General features: G+C 64.5%; 15 protein-coding genes. 4 read left to right on the top strand and 11 right to left on the bottom strand.

The window, feature by feature from the left end:
* Positions 1 to 42: 42 nt before the first annotated feature.
* The 8 genes from ACQCSU_RS05510 to ACQCSU_RS05475 form a co-directional block, all read right to left on the bottom strand.
* Positions 43 to 2046, bottom strand: a complete 2004-nt coding sequence (locus ACQCSU_RS05510; RefSeq protein ID WP_426978710.1) for a DUF6541 family protein — start codon at positions 2044 to 2046, stop codon at positions 43 to 45.
* A 7-nt stretch (positions 2047 to 2053) separates the two neighbouring features.
* Positions 2054 to 2917 carry a glucose-1-phosphate thymidylyltransferase RfbA gene (rfbA, locus tag ACQCSU_RS05505; RefSeq protein ID WP_426978708.1) on the bottom strand — a complete coding sequence of 288 codons (864 nt, stop codon included), beginning with the start codon at positions 2915 to 2917 and terminating at the stop codon, positions 2054 to 2056.
* Positions 2918 to 2994: 77 nt separating this feature from the next.
* Entirely contained in the window at positions 2995 to 3906 is a 912-nt protein-coding gene (locus tag ACQCSU_RS05500) for a glycosyltransferase (protein ID WP_426978706.1), read from the bottom strand.
* A gap of 11 nt (positions 3907 to 3917) precedes the next feature.
* Positions 3918 to 4805, bottom strand: coding sequence for a glycosyltransferase (locus ACQCSU_RS05495; protein ID WP_426978704.1), 888 nt, complete (start codon positions 4803 to 4805; stop codon positions 3918 to 3920).
* Positions 4806 to 4824: 19 nt separating this feature from the next.
* Complete coding sequence (locus ACQCSU_RS05490; RefSeq protein ID WP_426978702.1) at positions 4825 to 5202, bottom strand: DUF2304 domain-containing protein; 378 nt, start codon at positions 5200 to 5202, stop codon at positions 4825 to 4827.
* Complete coding sequence (locus ACQCSU_RS05485; protein WP_426978700.1) at positions 5199 to 5954, bottom strand: glycosyltransferase family 2 protein; 756 nt, start codon at positions 5952 to 5954, stop codon at positions 5199 to 5201. The genes ACQCSU_RS05490 and ACQCSU_RS05485 overlap by 4 nt, the downstream gene beginning before the upstream one ends.
* A 14-nt stretch (positions 5955 to 5968) precedes the next feature.
* Positions 5969 to 6901: a glycosyltransferase gene (locus ACQCSU_RS05480; RefSeq protein ID WP_426978698.1), complete on the bottom strand. Its 933-nt coding sequence runs from the start codon at positions 6899 to 6901 to the stop codon at positions 5969 to 5971.
* Between the two features lie 10 nt (positions 6902 to 6911).
* Complete coding sequence (locus ACQCSU_RS05475; RefSeq protein WP_426978697.1) at positions 6912 to 8153, bottom strand: polysaccharide biosynthesis protein; 1242 nt, start codon at positions 8151 to 8153, stop codon at positions 6912 to 6914.
* Positions 8154 to 8251: 98 nt separating this feature from the next.
* Here ACQCSU_RS05475 and ACQCSU_RS05470 point away from each other — a divergent pair, with 98 nt between their 5' ends.
* The 3 genes from ACQCSU_RS05470 to ACQCSU_RS05460 are packed head-to-tail and all read left to right on the top strand — an operon-like array spanning position 8252 to position 11465.
* Positions 8252 to 9007: a glycosyltransferase gene (locus ACQCSU_RS05470; RefSeq protein WP_426978695.1), complete on the top strand. Its 756-nt coding sequence runs from the start codon at positions 8252 to 8254 to the stop codon at positions 9005 to 9007.
* 31 nt (positions 9008 to 9038) lie between these two features.
* The gene (rfbB, locus tag ACQCSU_RS05465; protein WP_426978694.1) at positions 9039 to 10037 is read left to right on the top strand and encodes a dTDP-glucose 4,6-dehydratase; all 999 of its coding nucleotides are present in this window, start codon (positions 9039 to 9041) and stop codon (positions 10035 to 10037) included.
* A 3-nt stretch (positions 10038 to 10040) separates the two neighbouring features.
* Positions 10041 to 11465, top strand: coding sequence for a sugar nucleotide-binding protein (locus ACQCSU_RS05460; RefSeq protein WP_426978692.1), 1425 nt, complete (start codon positions 10041 to 10043; stop codon positions 11463 to 11465).
* A gap of 7 nt (positions 11466 to 11472) precedes the next feature.
* Here ACQCSU_RS05460 and ACQCSU_RS05455 read toward each other — a convergent pair whose 3' ends face one another.
* From ACQCSU_RS05455 to ACQCSU_RS05445, 3 genes are all read right to left on the bottom strand, one after another.
* A complete protein-coding gene (locus ACQCSU_RS05455; RefSeq protein ID WP_426978690.1) occupies positions 11473 to 13140 on the bottom strand; it encodes a DUF2142 domain-containing protein in 1668 nt (555 codons plus the stop codon).
* Positions 13140 to 14075, bottom strand: coding sequence for a substrate-binding domain-containing protein (locus ACQCSU_RS05450; RefSeq protein WP_426978688.1), 936 nt, complete (start codon positions 14073 to 14075; stop codon positions 13140 to 13142). Before ACQCSU_RS05450 ends, ACQCSU_RS05455 begins: the two co-directional genes overlap by 1 nt.
* A gap of 313 nt (positions 14076 to 14388) precedes the next feature.
* Positions 14389 to 16350, bottom strand: coding sequence for a DUF7657 domain-containing protein (locus ACQCSU_RS05445; protein WP_426978686.1), 1962 nt, complete (start codon positions 16348 to 16350; stop codon positions 14389 to 14391).
* A 356-nt stretch (positions 16351 to 16706) separates the two neighbouring features.
* Between ACQCSU_RS05445 and ACQCSU_RS05440 the strand changes: the two genes are divergently transcribed.
* The gene (locus tag ACQCSU_RS05440) at positions 16707 to 17117 is read left to right on the top strand and encodes a GtrA family protein (protein WP_426978684.1); all 411 of its coding nucleotides are present in this window, start codon (positions 16707 to 16709) and stop codon (positions 17115 to 17117) included.
* Positions 17118 to 17171: the final 54 nt, after the last annotated feature.

The following is a 17171-nucleotide window of genomic DNA, read 5'->3' as shown; positions in this document are numbered from 1 at the left end:
CGCCGCCGCAACGGCCTGGTTCCGGATCCGGTCTGCGGTCCGTCAGGCGCCGCAGGCCGTGATCTTGTAAAGCTTCGCCTTGCCCTGGCTGTCGATCAGCTGCAGGCCGGGGTTCTGATCCAATCGGGTCAGGCCGGGAGCCGTGTGGTATTCACGGTGCACTTCCTTCGTGCCGAAGTCCAGGACGTAGAAGCCGTGTTCTTCCCGCACGGCCCGGCAGACGCTCGGATCCGTTGAAACCTGCCCCAAGCCGTCATAGATTGTCTGGAGCTCCGGAGAGACATAGCTGAGGATGTGCAGCTGCGCGGATTTGCGGTCGCCAAGGGCGTAGGACAACGCGGCGCCCGTATACGGATTGTCGATCAGAACGGCGTCCTCTGGCACTGACTGCGGGAGGCGCTTCAAGACTGCCAGTTCGTCCGGGGACACCAGCAGCGAGGAGGCGTCCAGCCGGTAGTGGGACGCGGCCAGCCGCACCTCCTCCTTGAGCCCGCCCTGCTGGCCCAGGACAACGCCTGCGAGGACCAGGACCATTCCTCCCGCGGTGCGGTAGGCCAGCCGCGCCGGTGCGCTCCAGCCGGCAGGACCCGCCACGGCCCGGTCGACGTGGCGATACCGCTTCCGGGCTGCCGGGAGCGCCCCGGCCGCCCAATCGATGCCGACGGCGACGAGCACCACGGCGGCCACCGGGAGGAGCGCAGCAACGCGGAAGCTGTCGTTGTACCAGACCCCGGTCAGAAAGTCCCGCGTCGGAGACTTCGGAAAGCCGGCGGCGACGATGTAGAGGCCCGCGAACAGGATGAAGACCAGCCCCGGCCAGGCGAACCGTTTCGGCACCTTGAAACATGCCCAGAGGCCAAAAAGCGTCAGGGGCGCCACCAGCCAGGCCGGGGATAGATCCACGGGGGACGTCATCAGGGCTTCACCAAAGGCCTGCGGTACGGTGCCGCGCGGACCCCAGAAGGAAGCATCCGCCGGCGGCCGCAACACGATCCACAAAGCCACGAACGCGGCGCTGTACCCGCACACCGACAAAACGTATTTTGTGAAACGGCCGCGCGCGGTCCGTCGGTTCCGCCAGGCCGTCCCGAACCACCGCCACGCGAGGGTACCCGCCATGGGCAACGTCCAGGTCAGCCAGGCCGTGAAGGTGGTGGGGTGCGCGACGACGAGCCCGGCGAGTCCCAGCAGAAGGGCCAGCGCCGTGGCCAGATCCCGCCGGTCCGATCCCGGTGCGAGGCCGGCCAGCGCGGCCGCCAGCGCAATGGCCGCCGGCAGGAGGCTGATGGCGAGCAGATTCGGGTACAGGACACCGAAATCCATCATCAGGAGCGGGAAGGCACCCAGGGACGCACAGGCGATTGCCGCCGCCACCGTCGCCGACGCCCGCGGGCCGACGATCCACCGGGTCAGAAGGAGACAGCCAAGGGGCCAGAACACGGCGGCAATGACAATGCTGGTGATGTTGACCGCGACCGGCACCTCCGCGCCCGTGGTCGACGCCACGAGCGTGGCCACGGCGTTCCAGCCGGCCGGGTAGAACCCGCCCCCGGTCATCCCGCCGATTGTCAGCGACGACGCCTGGCCGGTCTCGAGGGCAAACTTTACAGAGTTCAGGTGGAAGACGGCGTCATACGTCTGCGAGAAGGCCTCCGGGGAGCCGATGGCCCGGACCACGCTGGCAGCGACCAGCAGTGCAGCGCCACCGAAGGCGGCAAACGGCACGATCCCGCCCGGCGTCCACGGCGCTGGCCAGGGCCGCCTCCGCGGCCGCGGGGTGGCCGGCAGCCGGGCGGCGCGAAAACGTACAGCGAACAGCCCCACGGCGGCCACCAGCAGCGAGACGACGGCGACTGGCACGAGGCCGAACCTGACGTTCACCAGCGGGGCCAGCGTCGATGTGACGACGATGATGCCCACCGACAGCAGGGGAGCAAGCGCCCAGGCATCGAATCCCTTGAACCGCGCCGCCAGGGCAACCAGTAGTCCTGGTGCGATCAGGAGGACGGCAGCGCCGATGATCTGCGGTAAAACCGACCACCACATCCGGCCGTTACGGCTCTAGGAGGCTGAGCAGGTAGGCACCATAACCGCTCTTGGTCAGCGGTTCGGCACGTTGACGCAGCTCGTCATCCGTCAGGAATCCTTGGCGCCAGGCGATCTCCTCGGGGGCCCCGATTTTAAGTCCCTGACGGTTTTCCACCGTGCGGATGAAGTTGGAGGCGTCATTGAGGTCATCGAAGGTTCCGGTGTCGAGCCAGGCCGTGCCGCGGGGCAGAATCTCCACGCGGAGCTTGCCATTCTCAAGGTAGGTACGGTTGACATCCGTGATTTCCAGTTCGCCGCGTGGCGAGGGCTTGAGGTTCTTGGCGATCTCCACGACGTCGTTGTCGTAGAAGTACAGCCCGGGAACCGCATAGTGGGACCTGGGCTTCGCCGGCTTTTCCTCCAGCGAGATGGCCTGGCCCGCGTCGTCGAATTCAACCACGCCGTACGCTTTGGGGTCCTTGACCCAGTAGCCGAAGACGGCGCCGCCGTCGATGTCGGCATGTTTGCGCAGCTGGGTGCCCATGCCTTGGCCGTAAAAGATGTTGTCGCCCAGGACAAGGGCCACGGTCTCGTTGCCGATATGCTCTTCCCCGAGGATGAAGGCCTGCGCCAGGCCGTCCGGAGCAGCCTGCTGGACGTAGCTGAGGTTGATGCCGAACTGTGAGCCGTCTCCGAGGAGCCGGTGGAACTGCTCGGCGTCATGCGGGGTGGTGATGATCAGGATGTCGCGGATTCCGGCCAGGATCAGCGTCGAGAGCGGGTAATAGATCATCGGCTTGTCGTAGACAGGGACGAGCTGTTTGCTGATGCCGTGGGTGATGGGATGAAGACGAGAGCCGGTCCCACCGGCAAGAATAATTCCGCGCATGGACTATATCCTCCCTTACCGGTCAGCGGTGAACCAAACCCGCGCCCTGCCGGATGGACGCCGCCTTCGCACCGGATTCAGTTCTCGTGTCCCCGGCCGCTGCGGCCCCGGAAGCCGTCCGTGATGCCTTTAAGAGCGCAACTGAGCCTGACGGAGCGCCCGGGCGCCAGCAGCGTGACGACCAGCAGGTGGCGGAGATCGGTCCAGATCCCTGCGGCCACCCAGGCCGGATTGCGGGTGGCGTACCGACGACCCACCAGGACCCTGTTCCTGAAGATGTAGTAGTACCGCCACGTGGCTGCGATGCGGACCTTCAGCGGCCGCCCGCCCACGTTGACGGTCCGTCCGAAAACGCTGGATTCAACCATGGTCCCCAGGGAGTGGTTGAATTCCGTATCGGCGAGGACGGTCGGCAGGCCGGCGTCGAGGGCGCGGAAGTAGTATTCGGTATCCACAAGATCGATGAACAGCTCTTCCCAAAAACCGCCGATCGAATCGAGGGTTGCCACCGGAATCATGAGGCCGGACTGGATGGGTTCCCTGCCCAGGGCGATGCCGTTGCGGGACCCGGCGCGCTTGACCGGGTTTCCCTGAATCCGGGCGGGGGACACCAGGCCGGGCTCGATGCCGGCAGCCCGCGCGGCAACAGCCGCATCGTGAAGCGCACGGACGTAGCCCTGGGGCAAGCACGAGTCCTGGTCCACGGTGAGAATGTAGTCGGGCCTACCGGCTTCCCGTGCCCGGCTGATGCCCGCATTCAGGGCTGCGCCAATGCCCGAGTTTTCCTCGAGCCGGACCACCACGGCGCCGGCGCCGGCGAGGGCCGCGAAGATGTCTTCAAAGCCGGGCCCGCCGCCGTCGTCCACCACCACCACGGCATGCACTTGCCGCAGGAGGGATGCAACGTTGCTGACCAGCCCGGCGTCCGGCCGGTAGGCCGTCACGACGCCGGCGACGCCGCTGACGTGCCCGTTCGGATTTTCATGCATCGTGCGGCCACTCACCTTCCGAAGGCATGCCGGAGGAGCGTGCCCAGCGGCCCGGTACCGCCCTGCCGGAGGGCGTTGGGAACGTACAGGACCGCGTGGGCCCGTGACGTCAGCCGCAAACGTGCCGCGCGGGTGGCCTTGTGCCACCCCTTCGCCGCGCAGAGACGCTCCGCAACCTCGAAGTAGTCGCGCTCACCGGTGAAGCGGGACCCGTCCACGAGCTTGGCCGAGGAAGCGCTGTTCGTGTGCCGCCGGTACTCAAAACACGTTTCCGGCTCGATCAGAAGCTCGGCGCCGCCCAGAACCATGTCCATGACCAGGGCGAGGTCCTGGATGACCGGGAAGCCGTCGCGGAACTCGTAGTTCCGGATCCGGTCCGTGCGGAAGGCGAGGGAGGGCCAGTACAGCCAGTCGCCGTGGAGCAGGCTGACCGCGAGCGCTTCGCCGGACACGAGGCGGGCGCCCGATCCGCGCGGCTTAACGAGGCGCTGCTTGACGATATCCGCCAGCGGGGCCGCGGCCTCACCGGTTTCGTCGATGACCTGGACCCCGGGCTGGATGATCCAGGCCTGGGGGAACGCCGCCTGGGCGCGGAGCACCACGTCGACATAGTTGGGCAACAACAAGTCGTCGCAGCCCATGACCACCAGAACGTCCTGAGTTGCCAGCGAGACGCAGGTCCGGAAGTTCTCGGTAATGCCCTGGTTCGTCTCCTTGCGGATGTAGGTGATCCGCGGGTCCTCCATCGCCTCGACGTACCGGCGGATCTCATCACCGGGATAGGCGTCGTCCACCACCGTCAGGCGCCAGTCGCCGTTGCTCTGAGCCAGGACGCTGTCGACGGCCTGCTTCATGAAATTAGCGTCGCCCCAGTAGGGGATGAAGATATCGAGTGCCATAGGAAGTTTTCGGTACCCGCTACTTCGACACCGGCGACGCCGGCGTGTCGCCGCCGGAGTCCTGGGGCATCGCCTCGACCATGGTGCGCAGAATAGCCACTTCCTCGGCGAGCGTGCGGGTTTCGTCCTCGACGACCGAGATTTCCCACGACAGGTGCAGGCAGACGCCCAACAGCAGCAGGATGCTGATGATAAACAGCAGGTTCGACGGCAGCTGCACGCCCACGGCTTCCGCGACGATGGTCAGAAGACGGGGAAATGCGGCCAGGATGAGGGTTCCGACGCCGACGATCAGCCAGAGCGCGGCGTACTTTTCACGGAGTTTCTTCCGCCGAAGCATTTCAAAGACGACCCCTACGATCGCCAGCGAGAGAATGAATGCTGCCAGGTTCGTCACTGTGCCCTCCCCTGAGCGTTGACTGGTGCCGCGGGAATCCGTGACGGCTTGCGGGTCAGCGCGAGCAGCAGGGCGAAAATCGAGCGTCCGAGGTAGATGGCCGCCTTGAACGGATTGTGGCTGGGGGTGCCGCCCTGGCGCGGGCGCATCGCGACAGGGATCTGCGTCACTTTGCAGCCTGACCGGACAGCGACCACGAGGGAATCGATGGTGTCACCCAGGTACTCTGCCGGGTAGTGGTCCAGATACTGGCTGATGGCCCGTTCGTTGGCCGCCCGGAAGCCGGAGGTCACGTCGGTGAGCCGGGTCTTGGCAAGTCCGGAAATCACTTTGGCCAGAAACTGCATGGCCCACTTGCGCGGTCCGCTGACCTCGTAGTCGCCCCGGTCGGCAAAACGGGCACCGATGGAGATATCGGCGTATTCGAGGCCGGCCAGGACCTCGTCGATGTTACGGGGATCGTGCTGGCCGTCCGCGTCCACCTGTATCACCCGGCGGTAGCCGAGACGCTGCGCGTACTTGAATCCGGCCCGCATGGCGCCGCCGACACCCAGGTTGAACGGCAGGGTCAGGACGGTCGCGCCGGCTTCCTTGGCGATGTCCGCCGTGGAATCAGTCGATCCGTCGTTGACGACGAGAACATCGTAGGGGCGTCCGACGCCAAGCACCTCGCGAACGGTATTGCCCACCGACTCGGCTTCGTTCCACGCCGGCATGATGACCAGGACACGGGTCGAGTCATGAATTTTCATAGTTCTCCAATATATCAACGGGCCCGGAAGCGGTTGACGAGTTCATTGCTGATCTGGCCCTCTCGTCCGCGGCTGGAGTCAAGAAATCCGTGCCAGGCGGCGATCGCCAGGCTGCCGCGGTCGGGGCTGAACGCGAACCGCAGGAGCTGCGCCTTGGATTCCTCCACCAGACGGCGGAGGAGCCAGGAAGGGTTCCGCCGCCAGTACCGCCGAATGAGGGTCGTCCCGTTGCGCACGATGTAGTACATCCTGAACGGGGAGTAGTAGTTAAAGGACAGGGCGCTGCCCTTGAGCCGCAGCGGCCTGCCGAACAAAGTGGCCGGAAGGCGCGCCCCGAGCCGGTGGTCGACAGCGCAGCCGGCACCGATCAGCACGCTGTACCCGGCGGCCCGGGCGCGGGCCGTGAATTCGGAATCCACGCAGTCGATGAAAAAGCCGCTTTCAAACCTGCCGATCGCGGCGAAGGTGGAGACCGGGATGAAGAAGCCGGACTGCATCGGGTCGAAGGCCTCAGCCAAGCCGTCTGACTTCCCGAGCGCGGGGACGCGGTGTCCGCTGAAGGATTCCGCCGACACGAAGCCGACCCTCCTGCCGGCGGCTGTGGCCAGGTCGTAGCTCGCGAGGGCGTTGTCGACGTAGCCGGCAACGGGCAGCGAGTCCTGGTCGAAGGTGAGGATGAATTCCGGCGCTGTTGTTGCCTCCAGCTCCTCGACGCCGCGGTTGAGGGCGGCTGCGATGCCGGAGTTGCGGGGCATCGCCAGGACCTTCACGCCCTGCTGCTGCAATCGGGCGAAGATGCCGGCCGCGGCAGGATCCGCGCTGCAGTCGTCCACGACGACGAGCTCGTCGACCTGTGCCCGGATGGCGGCAGCGTTGGCCAGGAGGTCGTCGTCGGGATTGAACGCTGCAATTACGGCGGCAATCCGCCGCTGGCCTCTTTCAGTCACGCTGTTGATACTACCTTTCGACTGTTGACGGGCGGGCAACGGCGGGCAGGACCCGCAGGGCGGGGGCCAGCAGGCCCAGGAAGAGAATGGCCTCACTCACCGCCATTCCCAGGGCGACACCCGGAACGTTCGACGTCAGGCCGGCAACCACCATGAGGAGAACCCCGGCCACGGCAGAGACCCCGGTCCACTTCAGGACCGACTTCTGGCGCCGGGCCGGAATCAGGATATTCCTGATGAGGGGGGTTGACGCCGAGAGGAAGAAGAAGGACAGCCCGTAGTAAATGCACGTCAGGGTATCGGCGCGCTTGTCGTCACCGAACATGAGGCCGGACACCCAGGGACCGAAGAAGGCGAGGAATAGTCCGCCCGCAATGCCGAGCCCGGCGTGCGTGCCCAGGGCAACGAGGTGCCGCTGGCGGGGGTCGGCGGCGTCGCGCTCAAGCGTCCATCCCTGGAAGGTGTTGCCGAGGGCAACAACACTGAAGAGTCCCAGCCGGTAGATGGCGTCGGCGGAGGCGAACCCGGCGGTGGCCGTCGCGGACGGCACCGTAGCGGTGGCGATCGGCACGGGCGAGGAAGCGTAGGCGCTCCCCGTGAGGTTGATGCCCGCGGTACCGGCGTGGGGGACGATCATCTCCCGGAGCACGCTCCGCGGACTCTTCGGGAACCAGGTTCCAGCCTCGCCGAAGCGCTTGTGGAACGCCGCAAGCGCCGCCAGGGTCGCAACGACTGACACGACACCGTAGGTCCAGACCTGGCCGGTGGCCACGATCAGGGGCGCACTGATGAGCGCCGCGAAGAAGCGGGGGAGCGTGTCGTAGACGGCCAGGATCCGGGGTTGCCCTGTCCCGATCCCGTACCAGGCGGGGGAAAACCCGGTGAGGACAGTCGCCCAGGCCATGGTGACGGCATCGAGCCGGTACCCGTCACGTGCCACGAACGTCACCAAGGCAGTCATGAGGGGCAGGACCACTGCCGCGATCACGATCCTGGAGCGGATGCTGCTGGAGTACAGGGCGGCCCGGGTGGGGGCGGCCCCGGCCCGGGCGATCTCCACGGGACCCGAGATGTTCCAGCTCCAGAGAATGATCGTCGCCCCAAAGACACCGATGGCCTGGCCTGAGGTGATGCTGGACCAGCCCGCCGCGCCCACGACGCGGGCAATGATCGGCAACAGGAGGAAGGGCAGAACCAGTGCCAGCAGCGGCAGCAGGGTAAAGCCCGCAAGCCGGAGCAATACGGGTCTCATGCGGTGTACGGTCCTAGTGCTCGAGGGCTTGACCTAACGATGATACGCGATCACCCCGTCCGGGCTTCCGCCGCAAGAGTTCACCTAGAGTGGTCTGCATGAACGATTTGACGACGCCGGACGGGCGGAAGATCCGGGTGAGCGTGTGCATGGCGACCTACAAGGGAGCGGCGTTCGTCCAGGAGCAGGTAGCCTCCATCCTCGCCGAGCTGGGCGCCGACGACGAGCTCGTCATCGTGGACGACGCGTCCCCGGACCAGACGGCCACCATCATCGCCGCGATCATGGACCCCCGCATCCGCCTGGTCCGGGCCGCCAGCAACCGGGGCTACGTGCGCACTTTCGAAGAGGCCGTCCGGCTCAGCCGCGGGAACTTCATCTTCCTGTCAGATCAGGACGACGTGTGGATTCCCGGACGGATCGAATTGATGCTCGAGGCCCTCGCGGAATCCCAGGTGGTTGCCAGCAACTTTGACATGCTGGGGGGCGGCCCCCGGCCGTGGATACCCCGGCTGCGTTCCGCCGACTCCCGCCGGCACCTCGCCAACCTGGCCGGCATCCTGGTCGGATACCGTGCCTACTATGGTTGCGGAATGGCGTTCCGCCGGGACGCGGCCAAATACTTCTTGCCGATTCCCCCGTACGTGCGCGAATCCCACGACCTCTGGCTCGCCGTATGCGGCAACGTTGCCGGGTCTATTTCACATCTGGACGAGTCGACCATCTGCCGGCGCCTCCACGAGGAAAACCAGACTCCTGCCGGCTGGCGGTCGCTCCCCAAAATACTGGCGGCACGCATGATGCTGCTTCGGCTCATGGTCGAAGCACTCCGCAGGCGGCGCAATCGGTTCTGAGCCGGCCGCGGGCATTCGGTAAGCTGGCAGGATGCAGAAACTCCTCGTCACCGGCGGCGCCGGTTTCATCGGTTCCAATTTTGTCCACTACGTACTGGAGAACACGGGCCATCACGTCACGGTCCTCGACAAGCTCACTTACGCCGGCAATGTGGAGTCCGTGAAAGGCCTTCCCGGGGACCGCTTCCGGCTGGTCCAGGGCGACATCTGCGATGCCGGCATCGTTGACGGGCTCGTCGCCGAAGCGGACGTGGTGGTCCATTACGCCGCGGAATCCCATAACGACAACTCGCTGCACGATCCGCGCCCGTTCCTGGACACGAACATCATCGGCACCTACACCCTCATCGAGGCTGCGCGGAAGCACAACAAGCGCTTCCACCACATCTCCACCGACGAGGTCTACGGCGACCTCGAACTGGACGATCCGGAACGCTTCACGGAGGACACCCCGTACAACCCGTCGAGCCCCTATTCGTCCACCAAAGCAGGCTCGGACCTGCTGGTGCGCGCCTGGGTGCGGTCCTTCGGCCTGCAGGCGACCATCAGCAACTGCTCGAACAACTACGGGCCCTACCAGCACGTGGAAAAGTTCATCCCGCGCCAGATCACCAACGTGATCGACGGGATCCGCCCCAAGCTGTACGGCAAGGGCGAGAACGTCCGTGATTGGATCCACGCCAACGACCACTCCTCGGCTGTCCTGGCCATCATCGACAAGGGCCGGATCGGCGAGACCTACCTGATCGGCGCCGACGGCGAGAAGAACAACAAGGACGTCGTCGAACTGATCCTGAAGCACATGGGCCAGGCCCCGGACGCTTACGACCACGTGATTGACCGTCCGGGCCACGACATGCGGTACGCGATTGATTCCTCGAAGCTCCGCAGGGAGCTCGGCTGGGAGCCCCGCTTCTCCAACTTCGACGCCGGCATCGAGGACACCATCGCCTGGTACCGGGACAACGAGCAGTGGTGGCGCCCGCAGAAGGCGGCCACGGAAGCCAAGTACAAGGAACAGGGCCAGTAGACGATGTCGATCGAGTTCTCGAAGAAGCTCACAGCGCACGAAACCCCCATCCCCGGCGTCGTCCTCTACGACCTCCCGGTCCACGGAGACAACCGCGGCTGGTTCAAGGAGAACTGGCAGCGCGAAAAGATGGTGGCCCTCGGCCTGCCGGACTTCCGCCCGGCGCAGAACAACATCTCGTTCAACGAAAAGGCCGGGACCACCCGCGGAATCCACGCCGAACCCTGGGATAAGTTCATTTCGGTCGCCACCGGACGGATTTTCGGCGCGTGGGTGGACCTTCGCGAGGGTCCGTCGTTCGGCGCGGTCTTCACGGCGGAGCTGGACCCGAGCCAGGCCATCTTCATCCCCCGGGGCGTGGGCAACGCGTTCCAGACCCTGGCGGACAACACCGCCTACACCTACCTGGTCAACGACCACTGGTCCGCGGACGCCCAGGGCCAGTACACCTTCCTGAACCTGGCCGACGAGACTGCCGCCATCGCGTGGCCGATCCCGCTGGAGCAGGCCGAACTCTCCGACAAGGACAAGGCGCACCCGCGCCTGGCGGATGTGGCGCCGATGCCGGCGAAGAAGATCCTGGTGGTTGGCGCGGACGGCCAGCTCGGCAAGGCCCTGCGGGAGCTGTACGACGGCGAGACCGGCGTTGAGTTCGCCGGCCGGAATGAGTTCGACCTGGCCAGCGAGGATTCCTTCGCGTCCCGGAACTGGAAGAACTACTCGACGATTATCAACGCGGCCGCCTACACGGCCGTGGATGCGGCGGAGTCGCCCGAAGGCCGGACCGCCGCCTGGGCGATCAATGTCACGGCCGTGGCGCGGCTGGCCCGCACCGCCGTCGAGCATGACCTGACCCTCGTCCATGTCTCGTCGGACTACGTCTTCGACGGCGCCCGCACGACGCATGCGGAGTCCGAACCGGTAGCGCCGCTGGGCGTCTACGGCCAGACGAAAGCCGCGGGGGACGCCGTCGTCAGCGTTGTTCCCCGCCACTACATCGTCCGCACGAGCTGGGTGATCGGCGAGGGGAACAACTTTGTCCGGACCATGGCCTCGCTCGCGCAGCGGGGGATCGAGCCGTCCGTCGTCGATGACCAGATCGGACGGCTGACATTCACGCAGGACATCGCCGCCGGCATCAGGCACCTGCTGGAGACGGGCTCGGACTACGGCGTCTACAACCTCAGCAACGACGGCGAACCACAGTCCTGGGCCGCAATTGCAGCCGATGTTTTTGGCCTGGCGGGCGGGCAGGCATCACATGTCTCGGGCGTCAGCACGGAGGAGTACTTCAAGGGCAAGCCGGCGGCGCCGCGGCCCCTGAACAGCGTCCTGGCGCTGGACAAGATCCGGGCGACCGGGTTTCAGCCTCCGCAGGTGTCCCAACGGCTCAAGGAGTACCTCGGCGCAGAACTTTCACAGGGCTGAGGCAGCCCTAGCGGTTGCCGGATGGCCGGTTCAGGGCGGAACGCAGTTTTCTGACCCGGCGGGACAGCCTCGGCAACAGCTCGAAGCCTGGATGCAGGTAGGAAAACAGTTTCGAAGCGGCGACCAGCAGCACTGCTGCGAATGCCACGGTGAGGACCTCCCAGGAGAGGGGAGGCTGCCAGCCGGGAACCGTGACCATGGTCTGCCAATTGCCCCACTCCTGCAGGCCGACGACGTAGCGCCGCAGCACGTTCAGGAAGGCGTAGATGTGTGCAACCCAGGCTGCCAGCAGCAGAATCCTGGTGATGGTCCGGCTCTGGGGGCGCTGGTGGAACGGGCGGAACCTCATGGCCAAGCCCGCTGAGATCAGCGCGATCGCGAACAGCGGGAGGCTGTAGCGTCCCTGCCAGATGAAGCCGGTGGTGTTGATCAGCGCTGCCTGGAGCGCTGCCGGCACCACCGCGAGGAATGCCAGCGCCACCCAGAAGGCTCCTTGCAGCCGGTAGGGCCGGACGAGGAACACCATAAGTACCAGCCCGACGAGCAGCAGGCTCCAGAAGGCGAGGACTCCCTGGGGCACCGGCGCATCGAGCCACCCTGCTACGCCGACGTACTGGTGTACAAAGTCGAACGATCTGTCCATCATGGTCAGGAAGGCGTTGTAAGGGCGCACTTCTCCGCCGAGATTCGAAATGCCTGCCGGGGCTTCCCCTGCGGAAGCGGGCGCCTTCAGCATGATGAAGTTCCAGGCCACGCCCAGGACAATTCCGACGCTCGCCAGGGCTGTGGCCGCCAGCACGATCCGGTTCCTGAAGATGGCTGCAACGTCGGCCCGCCTGAAGACCAGGCATGCAACGATCGCGCCGCACAGCAGCCACAGCAGCGACACGTTTCGGGTGTTGGCCAGGGTTGCGGCGGCGACGCCGACGGTCACGATGCCGGGGGCCGCACGGTCCAGGTGCCGGGAGTTCTCCAGCACCGAAACCAGTCCACAGAATGCGGCCATCGAGGCCGCCACTTCCAGGGAGTTGGGATTGATGCCGCTCGCCAGGAACAGCACCATCGGTGTCGTCGAAATGCTGGCCGCGATCAGCGGCCACTTCGGGTGGCGGAGACGTGACAGTGCGGTGAAGCCGGCCGCGTAAAACGCCGCCGACATCAGGCCGCTGACGATCCGCATGGCAAACAGTGCGGGGGCACCTGACATGAAGAGGCTGGGCAGCCCGACCAGCCAGTAATAGAACGGGTTGTACAAGCCTGCCGAGGTTACGCCGATGGTTTGGTAGTTGTCATCCGGCGGTATGGCCGGAGCGCAACCCGCGGGTTTTTGCATCTGGAACGAAAAGCACATCTGGGATTCGACGTTGGCGATGTAGGACGGAACCTGAACATGGATGCCGTGGCCGTAGGACTCTCCCGGTGCGGGGAAGAACTGGCCCCGGGCCACTGCGGCCGCCTTGATGGCGTGCGAGGGTTCATCCGGATACGCCATGAGCGGCGTCGCCAGGATCCACAGGGTGGTGAGGAGGGACAGAAGAGCGAAGACGGGCAGGAAGAACCTCAGCCCGCTGCGGGTGGCCGGGGACAACTCGCGCCTGCGGGAGCGGCCGCGGAGTGTGCTCTTTGTGCCAGTAGTGACGGACGACGGCTGGGTGCCGGTCTCGGTTGCGTGCATCAACTCGCCTCCCCGATAGTTTCAATCAGTTTGTTGGACTCGCGCAGGGCGGCTTCGCTTGGCGAGGCCACGTTTGCGAAGTAGGTCGAGGCGACCTGGCCATCGGGGCTGAGCACGAATTTCCCCCAGGATTTCACGAGCGTGGTCAGCTGCGCGTTCTTGTATGAACGGCAGAATGCCTGGTAGCTGAGAACGCCCAGGGCGTAGCCTTGGGCGCTTGTTTCCGGAAGCGTGAACTCGACGCCTGTGGGGACGGTCCGGGTGGCGCCTTCCTGGGCAGCGACGGCCGCTGAGTCCTTGGAGATGCGGATGAAACCGTCACCGAAGCTAAGGAGTGCCGTGTCGAAGCGGCCGCCGATCGAGCCGAGATCCATAAACGCTATGGCCCCCTCCGTCTCGTCGACCTTGGATCCGACATCGGAGAGTTTCTTGACCTCGATCCCGTCTTCAGATTTCGGCCAGACGGCGGAAACGCCGGCGGTCCACTCCGGGGCGCCGCTGAGATATTTGGTGGACGCTGTCGTTTCGGCACTTGGTGCCGTCGCCGTGACCGGAACGATCTTCGTGGATGGAAGCGTGAGGCCGGGATTCAGCCCGGCGATCTCACTCGCGTCCCAGCGGGTGATTTCCCCGGAGAAGATGCCGGCCAGCACAGCCGGCGTCAGCTTCAGGCTCCGGATACTGGGCATGTTGAACGCAACGCCGATGGACGTGATGGAAACCGGGACGGAAAAAGCCCCCGAGGGCCCGCAGGCCGCCTTGGTCCGATCCTGCTGCTCAACCGTAAGGGGCGCATCCAGTGCCGCAAAGTAGGCCTGCCCCGTTGCCAGGGCAGACAACCCGACGTCGTGACCATCGGGGGAGTAGTTCAGGGACGTGGCGTTGTTCTTCTTGGTCCAGGCGCTGCTCCATGCCCCGATCGGGTCTTTTTGCACGGGGGTCCCGATCGCGGTGAGAGAACCTATGACGCCGTTTGCGGACGTCCCGCCGGAGCAACCGGCCACTCCTATGCCAGCGAGCAGAATGCAGGCGACAGCCCCGCCTATGGACCGATTGCGCAACGAAAATCCTTTCCCAATCTGGAGTGTGCCGAGTTCTTAATCCCTACAACCCTAGCCTCTCCGCCCTTGCGGCTTGCCATTTCGGCGGGTTGCGGCGGCCTCCGATGCTCCGCACGGAACAGCAATCAGGCGCCGCACGGCGGCGCCGCTGCCTACCTTCGATGCTGCTGGAACGTCCGCCTGGCACTTAGGAGAACTTGTAGGTGAATATGTCCTGATCGGACCACTTAAGGACCCGGTCCGCTCGGAGACATGGATCATTCAGCGGGTGGGTGGAAGCGATTCCCTGCAGATTCGGGATGCGCAGCTTGAGGTCGCAGGGGTCCGCTCCGACCATTGCAGAGTCCGAGCCATTGTTGCCGAACGAGATGGGTTGGCCAGGCAACCACTGGAAGTAGATGAATCCGCCACCGCGGTTCCATTCGTTGGCGTGGGCCTGATCCGGATCCAACTTGGCCCATTGCGTCTTGTCGGGCCCGGATCGCTGCAGCCCGCTCAGCGACGGGACACCGTTGGCCAGCATGACGGTGTCAAATGCCGGTGAGTCGGACACCCACACCCCGTCCGTCGCCCGTGCAGTCTTTCCTTGATCGCGCAGGTAGCCTGCCGTTGCGGATACGCGCAGATCGCCCATGCCGAAGAGCAGCGGGTTTGCATTGATGACAGGCACCGCGGCCAACGCAGAGACGAGCAGCATCGGCCAGATCTTGTGGGGAAACCGCGTCACGCAAAAGACCGCGACGGCAACGGCGATAGCCACAAGAGCGATGAACGTGTTCGTGATCACGGGAAGCTGTGACTGCTGAAGCAGCGAAGCGGCGTAGGCAGTAATCAGGCCGCAGACGACCGCCGAGACAACAGGCAGCCGCCAGCCGGGCCTGGCCGGCAGACGGGAAAGCAGCAGGCAGACCAGGACGGCTCCAGTTATCCCGCAGACCTGGGCCGCCCGCGCGGGCTGAATGTAGTTCAGCAGGGGGATGGCTGCGCTCTGGTCTCCGAGGTTTATCGTGCACCAGGCGAGCCACGTCAGCCCGAATCCCAGCAGAACCAGGACGACGACGTTGTCCCGCGGGCGCCCAAACTTTCTGAGACCGACGAGCAGGAAAGCTGCCCAGACGAACGTGATGGTGAACGCTGTAGACAGCTCACTTTCGTTGCTTCCCACCGGAGTCATCTCCTGCAGCGCGCCCAGGGCCGGAGCGCCGAAGAGCATGCCGAAGCTCTGCGCTGCGCCCGCGGACCTGCGTGAACCCGGGTACACGGATTCCAGCAGCGCCGCTATTCCAGCACGGTTTTCCCAGAGGACACCCCCGGCAAACACCATGGCAACCAGGCCCGCGCTGCCCAAAGCCAGGATTTTCGGCTTCCAGTTCGCCCGGACGGCGAAAATCCAGGCGACGGTCGCAAGAAGGATGGGCAGGCCAAGAACAAGGGACCACGGGATGTAAAAACTGGGCATTCCGGCGATCAGAATTCCTGACGCAATGCTTTGCAGTGTGGGAATGAGGCGCTCTTGACGCGTGAACCGCTGGAACGCGGACAACAGAAGAGTCGAACCTGCCACTGTGTAAGCGATGAGCTGGATCGGCATCATCGTCCACCACGATGCGGCCGGGGACAGCACTATCAGCATCGCTGCCAGCCAACCCCAGCGGCCGCCGGCACCTACCTGGACAAACCACTTGGGGAGGAAGAGGAAAAGCAGCAGTGCCGGCAGCCACCAGTGGGCAGCGAACACCATGGCGTCCGGCAAGAACGATGCACTGTGCAGGAGGGTGGAATCGAAGAACACAATGGATTCAAAAAAACCACCGGAAGAGTAGCGGTGAACCAGATCCGCCGGGGCAGCAAGCACGCTCGTCGTCGGTGCGCCGCCGGTCGCCATGATCGAAAGGACAATGGGGGAGAACGCATTGTATTCGTCCGCCCGAATCGGGGATGACTCTCCGAGTTGAAGACCCAAGGGATGACTTGAGTCCTCCCTGAGTACGGAAATCCCAATGGATGAAGTGGTAGCTCCGCTGGCCACAACAACCAAATACGCAAGGACAACCGCAACCTTTAACGCATTGTCATTGAGGCATATCCACGTAAGAATTTTCTCTTTAGATCGTGAAACACGTGAAGAAAATGTCGCTGTCGTTGGCAAACTATTAGTCCTAAAAAGGCTCGTCGTGGAATCGCTTTCGAATCTAACATGCAGGCAGATGGAGGACGTTTGGTGGTTGCCATCAGCCTGACGCGGCGACCTCAGTATGCTACCGTATAGCGGAGGGTTCCATGCGGACCCACCGAAAGCAGGGCACCTCGCTGACAGCGGACCCTCGGGTGATGCGGCCCCTCGGGCGATGCAGGCGGCGCCTACGCTGGATCGGCGCGCGGCCTCTCTAGAGCTGAAAATAGCCTGATCCGGTTTGATTGTTTCGGCGGCGTTATTACTAGCGTGGATAACGCAGGATCCACTGAAAGCTAAGAGGATAAGTGCTCAGAAGGCATTCAAAAGTCGTGCTAAACAATGAGGTGGCCAGGTTCTTGATCGTCGGCGGTTTATCCTTCGCCATAGATTTCGGCCTTCTCACGCTGCTTCACGAGGTCTTCGGTGTTGAGCTGTGGTTGGCCACTCCGATCGCGTTCCTGACGAGTCTCGTCTTCAACTTCGTCCTTCAACGAGTCTTTACTTTCCGCGCGCAAAATGGTCGAAGCGTCAGTTTGCTCAAGTATTGCTTGCTCGTTGCCTTTAACACCGCGGCCGTTGACTTCATCGTCAATTTTGCTGAGTGGATGGGGCTCGGCTATCAGATCGGGAAGATTGCTTCCACTGCTCTGATCACGGCGTGGAACTTTCTCCTCTATAAGCACTGGATTTTCCGGTCCGGCAGCAGTGCGCCGAGTGACTCCGAAGAAATTTCCGCCTGACAGCTCCTATTTCCCCGGCCTGGACCGTGTTGTCAGTCGCAGCCTGGCGTGGCC

Origin of the sequence: Pseudarthrobacter sp. O4, from assembly GCF_050157025.1 — a bacterium.
Classification (GTDB): domain Bacteria; phylum Actinomycetota; class Actinomycetes; order Actinomycetales; family Micrococcaceae; genus Arthrobacter.
Note: the sequence above shows the minus strand (reverse complement) of the source record. Positions and strands in the feature narration are given on the sequence as shown.